The organism is Psychrobacter sp. 1U2, from assembly GCF_051847575.1.
The window spans coordinates 1-12,210 of the sequence record NZ_JBPYDC010000039.1 but is presented as its reverse complement, the minus strand read 5'-3'; the positions used below and the strand labels follow the sequence as shown (position 1 = coordinate 12,210).

At 44.1% G+C, this 12,210-nt stretch carries 9 protein-coding genes and 2 tRNA genes; 5 read left to right on the top strand and 6 right to left on the bottom strand.

Annotated elements, in window-relative coordinates; genetic code table 11:
- Window positions 1–438 precede the first annotated feature (438 nt).
- Genes ACS8FD_RS12535 through ACS8FD_RS12525 form a run of 3 tightly spaced genes read left to right on the top strand, consistent with a single transcriptional unit; the run spans window position 439 to window position 2,033 of the window.
- Entirely contained in the window at window positions 439–846 is a 408-nt protein-coding gene (locus ACS8FD_RS12535) for an OsmC family protein (RefSeq protein WP_439276153.1), read from the top strand.
- Window positions 847–884: 38 nt separating this feature from the next.
- Window positions 885–1,349, top strand: coding sequence for a flavodoxin family protein (locus tag ACS8FD_RS12530; protein ID WP_439276152.1), 465 nt, complete (start codon window positions 885–887; stop codon window positions 1,347–1,349).
- 36 nt (window positions 1,350–1,385) lie between these two features.
- Window positions 1,386–2,033: a DUF938 domain-containing protein gene (locus ACS8FD_RS12525; RefSeq protein WP_439276151.1), complete on the top strand. Its 648-nt coding sequence runs from the start codon at window positions 1,386–1,388 to the stop codon at window positions 2,031–2,033.
- A 76-nt stretch (window positions 2,034–2,109) separates the two neighbouring features.
- Here ACS8FD_RS12525 and ACS8FD_RS12520 read toward each other — a convergent pair whose 3' ends face one another.
- Window positions 2,110–2,859 carry a dienelactone hydrolase family protein gene (locus tag ACS8FD_RS12520; protein WP_439276156.1) on the bottom strand — a complete coding sequence of 250 codons (750 nt, stop codon included), beginning with the start codon at window positions 2,857–2,859 and terminating at the stop codon, window positions 2,110–2,112.
- A 436-nt stretch (window positions 2,860–3,295) separates the two neighbouring features.
- Here ACS8FD_RS12520 and ACS8FD_RS12515 point away from each other — a divergent pair, with 436 nt between their 5' ends.
- Together ACS8FD_RS12515 and ACS8FD_RS12510 are read left to right on the top strand one after the other, a co-directional pair.
- Window positions 3,296–5,383 (top strand): catalase, encoded by a 2,088-nt coding sequence (locus ACS8FD_RS12515; protein WP_439276155.1) that lies wholly within the window; start codon window positions 3,296–3,298, stop codon window positions 5,381–5,383.
- A gap of 256 nt (window positions 5,384–5,639) precedes the next feature.
- Complete coding sequence (locus ACS8FD_RS12510; protein WP_439276150.1) at window positions 5,640–6,422, top strand: MBL fold metallo-hydrolase; 783 nt, start codon at window positions 5,640–5,642, stop codon at window positions 6,420–6,422.
- Between the two features lie 83 nt (window positions 6,423–6,505).
- On the opposite strand, the gene ACS8FD_RS12505 is transcribed toward ACS8FD_RS12510, so the two are convergent.
- From ACS8FD_RS12505 to ACS8FD_RS12485, 5 genes are all read right to left on the bottom strand, one after another.
- Window positions 6,506–6,581, bottom strand: a tRNA-Lys gene (locus tag ACS8FD_RS12505).
- A 201-nt stretch (window positions 6,582–6,782) separates the two neighbouring features.
- Window positions 6,783–6,858 (bottom strand) — tRNA-Lys (locus tag ACS8FD_RS12500).
- A 386-nt stretch (window positions 6,859–7,244) separates the two neighbouring features.
- Window positions 7,245–9,254, bottom strand: a complete 2,010-nt coding sequence (locus tag ACS8FD_RS12495) for a MacB family efflux pump subunit (protein ID WP_439276149.1) — start codon at window positions 9,252–9,254, stop codon at window positions 7,245–7,247.
- Between the two features lie 140 nt (window positions 9,255–9,394).
- Entirely contained in the window at window positions 9,395–10,756 is a 1,362-nt protein-coding gene (locus ACS8FD_RS12490; RefSeq protein ID WP_439276148.1) for an efflux RND transporter periplasmic adaptor subunit, read from the bottom strand.
- Between the two features lie 159 nt (window positions 10,757–10,915).
- On the bottom strand, window positions 10,916–12,001 hold the full coding sequence (locus tag ACS8FD_RS12485) for a DNA polymerase III subunit delta (protein ID WP_439276154.1): 1,086 nt from the start codon (window positions 11,999–12,001) through the stop codon (window positions 10,916–10,918).
- Window positions 12,002–12,210: the final 209 nt, after the last annotated feature.

Genomic DNA, 12,210 nt, shown 5'->3' with positions numbered 1-12,210 from the left:
CAGAAGTGAAACATCGTTGCGCCAATGGTAGTGTGGCTCCGGCCATGTGAGAGTAGGTCATCGTCAGCTCTCTATTCTAAGAAGAGTCATCCTTAACCGGGTGGCTCTTTTTTTTACCTTTAATTTCTCAACCACCATGTGACCTACCAGAAAACGCTATTGAAAGTGTTTTCTCTTGCGAACTTTAGGAGGATTAAGCGAAACACTGTTTCGCCCGACGCAAGACAAGAGCTGCGCTCACAGTTTGGCATGCAATTTTTTAACGGTTCTCAGGTCATCGTCAGCTCTCTATACCCTAAAAGCCCCCGACATTAATTTGTTGAGGGCTTTTTTTATATCATTTTAGAGTTTTGCTTTATTAATTAGCGACTAGTTATTACGCAGTCATTCCATTACACTATTTATGTATTTAAATTAATTCATTTAAGAGGATGAAGAGTGACCACTTCAAAAGTAAGCTATCAAGGTGATTTACGTACTACCGCTATCCACCTGCAATCAAACAATGAAATCATCACTGATGCGCCAACGGATAACCAAGGTAAAGGCGAAGCGTTCTCGCCAACGGATCTATTAGCGACTAGCCTAGCCAGTTGTATGTTGACCATCATTGGTATCAAAGCGCGTGATATGGGCGTAGATATAGCAGGTACTACGAGCGAGGTAACCAAAGTGATGGCTGCTGATCCAAGACGGGTCAGTGAAATACATGTCATAATCACTTTTAATCAGCAGCTTGACGAAAAAACGCAAAAGATATTCTATAACACCGCGCTCACGTGCCCTGTTGCCAAAAGTATCCATCCTGATATTATGCAAAAGGTAACTATTCATTCTAAGAACTAATAACTTAAGAACCAGTAATCTCTATAATGGTGACTAACATGGCTACTAAAACTTTACTTATCGTTGCTCATGCGCCCTCAAAAAATACTGAGAAGTTGGCACAGGCCGCTTACGATGGTGCCAATCACTCTGATATTGATATCAAAGTGATATTAAAGTCACCGCAAGATACGCAGCCTGAGGACGTGCTGGCAGCCGATGCCTTATTGTTAGGCACGACTGAAAATCTGTCTTATATGGCAGGACTTACCAAAGACTTCTTTGATCGCTGTTATTATGCCGTATTAGAGCATAAGCAAGGTATGCCGTTTGCGTTATATATCCGAGCGGGGTTTGATGGTACGGGAACTAAACTAGCGATGAAAACCATTATCACCGGTCTACGCTGGAATCAAATTCAAGATACGCTTATCTTGAAAGGCGATTGGCAAGAGGCGTTTACGGAGCAGGTGGAAGAGCTTGCGATGACTCTAGCTGCTGGAGTCGAAGCTGGTATTTATTAGACTGATTTTCTTAAAACTCTATTACAAGATAGTATTATGAATAAAAATAACTTAGGTAATACTGATATTAGTAGCCAAGACAGACTGCCATTTTCACAAGCTTGTGAAAATAATCAACAACCCATCTTAAATGTGCTACAAAAACAATTACAAGACTCTACTCATGTATTGGAAGTCGGTTCAGGTACAGGTCAGCATAGTGTTTACTTCGTGCAGAATCTGCCGCACATACAATGGCAAACCAGTGATGTGATTGACAATCATCAAGTGATTCGAGCTTGGCATGATAGTTATCCTGCATCTAATTTGCATGCACCATTAGCGTTCGATCTAGCGATAGATCCGATGCCCAGCTTGAAAGATAGTTCACCTTACGACGCTATTTTTACCGCCAATACTTTGCATATTATGGCTTGGTCTTTAGTTCAGAGGCTATTTGAATTGGCCGGAGAAGCATTACCGTTAAAGGGTAAGCTAATAATATACGGACCCTTTAATGAACACGGACGTTATACTAGCGCTAGCAATCAAAGCTTTGATTTGTCTTTGAGGCAGCGCGATCTTAACAGCGGTATTCGCGATAAAGAAGATGTTGTCGCTCTAGCAAAACAGCATAATCTAAAATTAAGTGATGAATACCAAATGCCAGCGAATAATCAAATCTTGGTTTTTATGAAAACCTAAGTGCCAAGTAAAAGGTAGCGCTTAGATTAAATGCTACCTTTTAAGTCGTCAGCTACTGTCATCAGTTATTTTATTTTTACTGGTAAGTATGAGCTAGAAAGTCTAAATAGCGATTCCAAGAACGCTTATCGGCCCGTGCATCATATCTATCTGGGTTATTAAAATCAGTAAACGCATGCACCGCGCCGCTATAGGTAATCATTTCATGTGGTACCTTGCTGGCCTCTAAAGTTTTGCCAAGGGTGGTGAAGTCCTCTAATGGAACCGCTTTGTCGGCGGTACCATGAAAGACTAATATCTCTCCTTTGGTTTTATCATAAGATTGTCCGGTTGGCGTTTCGAGTCCTCCATGAAAAGGTACAAAAGCCTTTTGTTCAAATCCTGCTCTTGCAAGCTCGAGCGCAACGCCGCCACCAAAGCAATAACCCATCGTTACGCCTGCGCGGACATTATTGCCTTGCGCCTGTCCTGTATTTAGAGCACCGGCAAGCAGGCGCCGCATTTTACTACGATCGTCGTATAGCTCAGAGGTGAGCCGTTTTTTGTCTTCAAGTTCGGTAGGGCGAATGCCTGCACCAAACATATCAGCCGCTAGTACATTGTAGCCCTCGCTCGCTAGCATATCCGCGCGCTTTTTCTCATAATCCGTCAAACCGTCCCAATCATGAATGAGTAATATAAAAGGGGCGTCAGGTCTATCCGCTTGCGCGTAATATCCTTGATAAGGTTGGTTGTCTACTGTATAGCTGATATCTTTTGTAGTAATAGCAGCAGCGCTTTGGCTAAAAACGAGCGCAAGAGCGCTGACTGATAACCCAGCAAGCATAGTTTGCAAAGAAGGGTAGCGAGAGTAACTAGATTGACAACTATTATTCGATAACATAAGCGACCTCATAACGTAGTGGAGAAAGGTGAAAAGACTAAGGCATGTCCTCAAACGGTACTAGAGAATCGTTAGAGGAGGTAATTAATAGGTTAAAAATAACTTTGACTCTGTCATTCTTCGCAAGCGGCAAGACAGTATTATCTTATCCTTTGCAAAATTACGGAATGTTCAAAATCTATTACGTTGCTATGGTTAAAGTGATAATACGACCTAAACAAACAATTTATCTATGAATAAAGTACCACAAGCGTTTTTTGATAGCTGCAAACTTTAACCAAATATCAACAGGTATTATCATGTAAAACCTAAATGAGTTCAGTAGAATTAAATTTCGCTCTTATCAGAGTCTAATTCTTACAACTAGCTAGGATGCATGATGAAAACAAATATTGATCATACTGACCCCGCAAAAGATATGAATCCTGCCCGCGGAAATGGTGGTGAAACCCATCAGCGCGCAGACGATGACACTAAAGCGATGACCACACAGCAAGGTGTGGTCATCGCTGATAATCAAAATTCTTTGAAAGCCGGTAGCCGTGGCCCGAATCTTTTAGAGGATTTTGTATTACGCGAAAAAATCAATCATTTCGACCACGAGCGTATTCCAGAGCGTATTGTTCACGCGCGTGGTAGTGCAGCGCACGGTTATTTTGAGCTGACTGAATCGTTGGAAGGTTACACTACAGCGAAGATTTTGACCGAGACGGGCAAGCAGACACCACTATTTACGCGTTTCTCTACCGTTGCCGGTAATAAAGGATCCAAAGATACCCCACGTGATGTACGTGGATTCTCAGTTAAAATCTATACTGAAGAGGGCAACTGGGATATCGTTGGTAATAATATGCCGATTTTCTTTATTCAAGATGCGATGAAGTTCCCAGATCTTGTCCATGCCGTAAAGCCTGAACCGGATCGCGGTTTTCCACAAGCGGCTTCTGCCCACGATACCTTTTGGGATTTTGTCTCTTTAAGTCCAGAGACTATGCATAATGTTATTTGGCTAATGAGCGATCGCGCCATACCTCGCAGCTTTAGTATGATGGAAGGCTTTGGTATTCATAGTTATCGTCTGCTCAACAAAGACGGCAAAAGCACCTTTGTACGCTTCCATTGGAAGCCAGTGGCTGGAGTGCAGTCATTAACTTGGGACGAAGCGGTCAAGATCTCTGGCGCTGACCCTGACTATAACCGCCGTGATATGTTTGAAGCGATCAACAATGAGATGTATCCTGAGTGGGAATTCGGTGTACAGCTTTTTACTGAAGAAGAAGCCAATGAGTTTCCATTCGATCATTTAGATGCGACTAAACTCATTCCAGAAGAATTAGTACCGGTAAAAATCATTGGTAAAATGGTGTTAAATCGCAATCCAGATAATTTCTTTGCAGAAACTGAGCAAGTGGCGTTTTGCCCCTCTCATTTACCTCCTGGTATCGATTTCAGTAACGATCCGTTATTGCAAGGTCGTCTCTTTAGCTACTTAGATACCCAGCTATCGCGTCTAGGCTCACCAAACTTTGCACAAATTCCTATTAATGCGCCAAAATGTCCGTTTGCTAATAATCAGCAAGATGGTCATATGCAGATGCAAGTGCCAAAGACTCGTGTGCTCTATGAGCCGCAAAGCTTAGATCCTACTCGTCCGCGTGAAAGTGTAGAAAAAGGCTTTGAGTCTTTCCATGAGCAGTTAGATGATGGCGTCAAAGGCCGCGTACGTGCTGAAAGCTTCGCTGATCATTATAGTCAGCCGCGCATGTTTTATCGCAGTCAAACGCCTGAAGAACAGGCACATATCGCTTCAGCCTACGCTTTTGAGCTGGGTAAAGTGGATACCGCACATGTCCGAGCACGAGTGCTCAGTCATCTGATTAATATTGATGAAGACTTGGCTGACCGTGTGGCAACCGCGCTAGGAATGGAGCTACCAGAAGCGGCAGAACCGGCAGCACCCGTACAAGATATGGATACATCCAAGCCTCTGCAAACTATTGGACGCACGCCTAAATCATTAAAAGGTCGCTTAGTCGGTATTTTAGTGGCTAAAGGTTCAAGCCATGAACAGATTAAGACATTCGAAGACGCGGTCAAAAAACAAGGTGGTATGGTAAAAATAGTAGCCCCTAGTAAAGAAGTTGAGCTAGATGATGGTACTCGCGTACAAGCTGATGAACGCGTCGCTGGTGCACCCTCTGTATTTTTCGATGCTATCGTCAGTATCATTATGCCAGAGCAAGCCAAAAAGTTAGCTGAAGACAGCTCGACGCTTGACTGGTTCACCGATGCTTATGCGCACTGCAAAGCGATCGCTTACTGCGGCGCAACGGAGGAGTTTATCTTAAGTAAACTTCCTGTAGAAAAAGACGAGTTTGTCACGCCATTAGCAGAGCTTGATAGCTTTGTTGAGAATGCAAAATCTCGTCTATGGAAGCGTGAGCCCAAGGTTCGTGATTTGGCTTAATCTTATTAAGTAACTATTATTACGAAAAACTCAGCCTAAGCGCTGAGTTTTTTTATTTTATCAGCTTGCAACCATCTGACCGATTCACTTTATGCGGTAATAAAAAGTTTGCTCACAAGCGTTCACTGAATATAATTCATTACTTGATACTGAGCGTTATAATGGTAAGCAAATGAATAAGTAAGACTACGAAGTAAGTCTTAAAATAAATAGTCGTTAAAATAGATTAGTGCATTGTAGTAAATTGAGAGTTGTTATGGATTTAATAAACATTGTAGCGATTGAAGGGTATATTCAGACCACTTATATGGCAGTTTATCCTGATAAATTATTGTTGCTGGATTCTGGATGTCGATGTGATGTCGATAATATTTTAACTTATATTACGGATACTTTAGAGCGTCCTATAGCTCAGCTCAAAACGGTCATGGTCACTCATATGCACCCTGATCATGCTGGCGGCGCCCAATTACTAAAACAAAAAACCGGCTGTGAAATCGTTAGTGCTAAATCTGAAGAAGCCTGGTATCAAGGGGTGCTTGGTAGGATATCGCATCTAAACGATTTGGGCTTAACTTATTATGTGGCTAACAGGCAAGGAAAGTCGATCGCTAACGTTTGGTATGACCCGATTTTAAAAGTCGATATCGAAGTTCAAGAAGGTGACTCTATACCAAATTTTGAAGACTGGCTCGTTTTGGAAACTCCAGGGCATACAGACCGCGACTTAACATTATGGCACCCGCAGACCAAGCAGGCTTATACAGCAGATCTGATCTTGAGTATCAGAGATAAATTTGTGTCTCCCTATCTGATTACCTTACCTGATGCTTATCGATCTTCTTTAAACAAAATTAAAGCATTGCAGCCAGAGGTTGTATTACTGGCACACGATAAGAGAGTTAAGATTTGTGATAAGGACTTCGATCTTCTGATAAAAAGAGCGCCAAAAGAGCCGCGTAAGACGTCGTTAAGGAATATATTAAGTACTACTATACCCAAGCTGAAGTTTGCTCGTAAGAGAGTCAAAACTCCTTAGTCAAAGGTCCAATCGATAAACAAGCAGTGGATAAAAGAATAAAAAAAGCCCCACTACCAAAAAGTAGCGGGGCTTTTGCAATATGGTGGACCGACCGCGACTCGAACGCGGGACCAATTGATTAAAAGTCAACTGCTCTACCAACTGAGCTATCGGTCCTGAAGAGCGTATAAAAAAAGCACTGCTTTTTTAGCTCTGCAAGAGAATTTTCCTTAAAGGGAAAATTCTAAAAATTTTGCTTACGATCGATTGTTTAACCGCTTCGCAAGAATAATTTCCTTAAAGGGAAATTATTTAAAACTAAACTCATCAAGCTAATACCGAATAGGGTAGAATACTTAATAAGAATACTACTGAAAATGGTGGACCGACCGCGACTCGAACGCGGGACCAATTGATTAAAAGTCAACTGCTCTACCAACTGAGCTATCGGTCCTGAGCGAGGATAAAACGAAGCACTGCTTCGTCCGAGCGCAAGAGAATTTACATTTTCGTAAATTCTAAAAGCTACGCATCCAAACTAGGTTTAAAACCTTCAACTTGCTTTTTTAGCTCTGCAAGAGAAAATCCTTTAAATAGGATTTTCTAAAAGTCTTGCTAACAACTTAAGTCTAATTATTAAGTGATTCGCAAAGCTTTCTCTAATTCACGCTTAGATAATTTCTATCCCTAAACGTGAGAGCACATTATATATATTCCTGTGATAATTACAACCCCATGAGGAGCAAAAATGATGAATTGAGCGTAAATTTTATAAATTTTTTAAAACATTCAACTTAATTAGAAATAATTTATATTCTCGCTTCGATAATAGACACAGCACTAATCTCTGGAAAGGGCTTCTACAGGATCAAGCTTAGCAGCGTTACGCGCTGGCAAGAAACCAAAAATAACACCAATTAAAGTTGAGCAGACAAAGGCGGCTACAATAGACGTCGTTGAATAAATGACTTTGAAACTTTCACCAGCGACACTATTAATCAGCTCACCGATAGCAAAGGCAAGTCCAATGCCAAGCAACCCACCTAAGATACAAACCAGTATAGCTTCGATCAAAAACTGCTGCATGATATCATTTTGACGAGCGCCGACTGCCATACGCACGCCGATCTCATTGGTGCGCTCAGTGACCGAGACTAGCATGATATTCATCACTCCAATACCGCCGACGATTAAGGAGATAATGGCGATAGAGGAGATTAATAGGGTCATGGTGCCGGTAGTAGATTCAATCGTTTGGCGAATGGAGTCTGAGTTACGAATACGAAAATCATCGGTACCGTGACGACCTTCCATCAAGGTAGAAATCGCAGATTCAGCTGCCGATGAAGAAATACTATTATCAATCAAGGCGACAAAACGTTCAATATTGGGACTACCGACGAGCCGAGACATCATCGTCGTATAAGGCATGTATAGAGTAGGCGACTCTACTTGACCACCAAACCCACTGTTATTAGGCGCGAGCACGCCAATAATTCGGCCGGGCACGCTACCGATGAGGACGACCTCGCCGATAGGATTATCGTTATCAGCGAAGAAAGTCTGCTTAGCATTATCATCGATGATGATATCTTGCGTACGTTTTAGAATGCTTTGCTCATCGAACCCTTGACCCTGAATTAAAGTCTCACCGCTGACGTCAAGGTAGTCTTCACCCACGCCGCTTATACTAGCTGCCTCTTCAATATTGCGGTAACGCACGCTCATGTTAGTGTCGAGCTGCGGGCTGACACTAACCACATAAGGCTGGTCAGCGACCGCCTGCGCGTCTTGCGGCGTCAGGTTGTCATCATTGTACTGGCGTCTCGGATCGCCCCAAGGATAGCCATCCATCACGGTAATGGTGTTGGTACCCAAGGAGCTGATGTTGGCCAGTATTTGCTCTTGTGAGCCCTTGCCCAAGCCAACGACTGAGACCACTGAGGCGATACCGATAATAATACCAAGCATCGTCAGTAGCGTACGCATCTTGTGCGCACGCATCGCGAGCAGTGACATTTTGAACGCTTCAAACAGTCGATCGATAAAGCTACTTATCTTGCCTTTACGATGCTTGTTGAGTATAGGCTCTGGCTGCACTCTATTATCAACTGCCGTTTGCTGATAATGCTCGGTACGATAGTCCTCAATCACATAGCCGTCTTTGAGCTCAATGACACGCTCGGCCTGCTGAGCAAGACCGGGATCATGGGTGACCATGATAATAGTATGGCCTTGCGACTTTAATTCATGCAAGATGGCCATGACGTCTTCGCCAGATTTACTATCCAGCGCCCCTGTCGGCTCATCGGCTAGGATAATGTCGCCGCCGTTCATCAGGGCGCGGGCGATAGAGACTCGCTGCTGCTGACCGCCTGAGAGCTGGTTGGGTCGATTATTAACCTTGTCCGCGAGACCTAAATCAGCTAGTAGCTGCTCTGCGCGATCGCTACGGGCTTGTCCGTCCATCCCTGCATAGACGGCCGGGACAGAGACGTTATCACGAGCGTTAATATCGCCAAGCAAGTGATAACGCTGAAAGATAAAACCAAAGTGCTCACGGCGCAGCTTAGCTAGCTCATCAGCATCTAAACGACTCACAGGCTGTCCATATATTTGATACTCACCAGCGGTCGCTTGATCAAGACAGCCTAAGATATTCATCAAAGTCGACTTGCCAGAACCTGACTGACCGATAATGGCGACCATCTCGCCTTGATGAATAGTAAGGTCAATATCATGCAGCACGCGTATCGTCTGCTCGCCCGCACGAAACTCTTTAATCAAGCCTTTAACTTGCATCAGCGGCGCGCTTGCTACGCTATTGGCGTTGGTTTTTAGGGGATCCATGGATACGACGACCTATATTTATCAAATCAGAAAATTACTGAGAGTCTAAAACTTATAGTGCTCTAAGCTTAAGGGTTGTAAGACGTTCAATATCACTTGAGGTAAATTGCGTTAACTGGTGGGTTAGCTAACATTACCTGTTAAAAGGGACGTCCCCCTCTACCACCTTGACTACCTCCTGCTTTTTCTTCACTCAATATCACCTCGTCGCCTACGCTTAAGCCAGTTAAAATCTGCGCGTTCACACGGTTGTTAATGCCAACAGTAACGCGTTGCTCAACGACTTCGCCATTGTCTTTAAGCACGCGAACCATGCCAGCACTGGTAGAAGCGTTATCGGTAGTATTATTCTTATCAACAGTCCGCCCAGAGTTATCAGTGGCTCTATTACCAGCGCGAGCAGGCTGTAGGGCAGCAGAAGGGACTAATAGAGCGTTTTCAGCTTCATTAACGACGATATAGACCTGTGCGGTCATATCGATACGGAAGCGGCGCTCGGTATTGGGGACTTCGATATAGCCAACGTAATAGATCGCTGAATCGGTAGAGCTAGTGTCGCTAATGTTTTCTGGTGCAGGCTCAATGGCTTTAAGTACCGCATCAAACTTTTCGTCAGGGTTGCCAATGACATTGAAATAAACGGGCATGCCTGCTTTGACATTGATGACGTCCGCCTCAGAGATTTGTGCGTTGATACGTACAATCGATAAATCGGCTAAGGTCACAATCGTAGGCGCAGTTTGATTGGCGTTTACGGTGGTGCCTTGCTCGGTAGTGATAGAGACGACCGTGCCGGTAATCGGTGCGCGAATAGTCGTGTAGCTCAAATCCTCTTGCGCGGTACTAACGTTAGTTTGTGCTTTGCGTAAGGCGGCGCGTTGGCTATTGATATTGGCTTGAGTGGTGGTAATAGCGGCTTTAGCGGTATCGATAGCGGCGCGAGCATTATCGACCGCAGCTTTTGCTGTTGCCACACTCGTGGCTTGGGTGTCATATTCTTGTTGTGAGATGGCATTGATGGCAACTAAGCCTTCGAGACGCGCAAAGTCAGATTGGGCTTGCTTAAATTCAGATTGACGGCTGGCTAGATCGGCATAAGCGCTCTTTAGGCTGGCTTGTCGACTCAAAAGCTCGGCTTGAGCACTTTGAATAGCGGCTTCGCTTTGTTCAAGACTGGCTTGTTCATTGCTTAGATTGTTCTTTTGTGTGACTTGATCGATTTGGGCAATGAGATCGCCTTGTTTGACCTCATCTCCGACTTCGACATAAAGCCGAGTGACTTCCCCTGATACCTGCGCTCCCACGTCTACTGTGTTTAACGCTTTGACTTTACCTGAAGCCATGACGTTGTTTTCGATATCACCTATCTCAGCGGTGGCGGTAATGTAATTAGGGCTTTCTTCTTTGGGTTTGAAAGTTCTGTAAGCCAGCACAATAAGTGCGAACACAACTAAGGCGATGATGCCCCATTTTACAGCTGATTTTTTGGTGATTTTGCGCATGCTCAAAGTCCACTTACAATCAAAACAATTTTGACTATAGTAAAGACTTCATGGGTAAATTGAAATGATTATTAGTTTGCGAAAGGTTAAGGAAGAGCGAGGTAGCTGCAACATAAGGGTTTATTAAAAAAAGGTTTAGGTCATTATTTTAGTCAGCAATCAAACAGCAAACAACCTTTTCCCTGATAGCTCAAGCGCGGCTTGTAATAAAAGCTCCCAAGCGGGCTGGCGAATTAACCCTTTGATGGCTTGATCACAGCGATACAGCAGATCCGGCCATAAGGCAGTTTGCGCAGGGGAGTGACGACGACAAGCCCCTTGATACAAGCCTTGCTTACTGCGCCAAATTCCTAAGCTTTGCGGATCTTGACCGTCCATTAGCGCCATAATTAGCCGCATGTCTTTACTAATCGCCCAAAGTACCAAAGTCGTTGGCTCGTCAGTGGCTTGTAGCTGAAACATGATTTTCGCCACTTGCGAGCTGTTGCCCGCCAGCATAGCATCGGATAAGTCAAAAACGCTAAAGTGCGCGTCGCTGACTAACGCTGCTTGCAAGTCAGTGATATCTAACGCTAGGTTTTTATGACGGGCTGAGTCGCTATTGTTTTCGTCAGTAGTCGGACTGAGACTGTCACTATGATTTTTAGATAACTTTGGAGCGAACAGATAGGATAAACGCCAAAGGGTTTGATAAGCGCTTAGTAGGTGATGTTCGGTGTGCGACATCAATAGTTGCCAAGCCTCTTGCGAAAGACGTAGACCGAATTGCTCTGCTTGCACTTGCAATAGCTGCTGACGCGCGCGCTCATCGTATAAGTTACCATCGATAACTTGACCGTACTTGGCAAAAGGAGCAAACCACTTGCTGGCTTGGCTGCGCTTATCTTGCTTCGGCGTCAACCATAACAAGCTGTGATTATGAGCGCCAGATTGCGCATCGATGGCAAAACGCTCAAGCTCGCTAATGATGGCTTTATCAGGCTTGTGGTTACCCGTGACAATCAAAGCGCTGGCGTCATCGAATAATGATAAGCTACTCAGCTCGGACAATACCTCCTGCCATGACTTCACCGATATAAGCTCAATGCGCTTGATAGCATAGTTTTGCTCGCGCCAGTGAGGCCGCAGTGCATCAATCAGCCATTGCTGAAGTAAAGGCTCATCACCGTGCGCTAGCCACAAGCCCGCCACTGCTACTGAAGGTTGCAGTAACTTAGGATAGGCTTGGATAAAGGTCTGCTGCATAAAGGTTAAGCCATCAGTTGCCAATTTAAAGTGCTGATTTAAAATGTCAATTTAAATATTAAGAGGTTGGAGTGGTAACCACCGTAGTCGATGGCACTGAGTTCTCTAACATAGGTGCGGTTTGGCGAGGCGTACTAGGGTGTGTTGACAATTACCGTAAATGGATAATCGTCGCTGCTAAATAGATATTAGCAGCAAACGACTCATCC

Bases quoted from the DNA above. Each gene is read 5' to 3' on its own strand.
- ACS8FD_RS12515 (WP_439276155.1), top strand. From the start codon at position 3,296: ATGAAAACAAATATTGATCATACTGACCCCGCAAAAGATATGAATCCT.
- ACS8FD_RS12485 (WP_439276154.1), bottom strand. From the start codon at position 12,001: ATGCAGCAGACCTTTATCCAAGCCTATCCTAAGTTACTGCAACCTTCA.
- ACS8FD_RS12525 (WP_439276151.1), top strand. From the start codon at position 1,386: ATGAATAAAAATAACTTAGGTAATACTGATATTAGTAGCCAAGACAGA.
- ACS8FD_RS12530 (WP_439276152.1), top strand. From the start codon at position 885: ATGGCTACTAAAACTTTACTTATCGTTGCTCATGCGCCCTCAAAAAAT.
- ACS8FD_RS12510 (WP_439276150.1), top strand. From the start codon at position 5,640: ATGGATTTAATAAACATTGTAGCGATTGAAGGGTATATTCAGACCACT.
- ACS8FD_RS12490 (WP_439276148.1), bottom strand. From the start codon at position 10,756: ATGCGCAAAATCACCAAAAAATCAGCTGTAAAATGGGGCATCATCGCC.
- ACS8FD_RS12520 (WP_439276156.1), bottom strand. From the start codon at position 2,859: ATGCTTGCTGGGTTATCAGTCAGCGCTCTTGCGCTCGTTTTTAGCCAA.
- ACS8FD_RS12495 (WP_439276149.1), bottom strand. From the start codon at position 9,254: ATGGATCCCCTAAAAACCAACGCCAATAGCGTAGCAAGCGCGCCGCTG.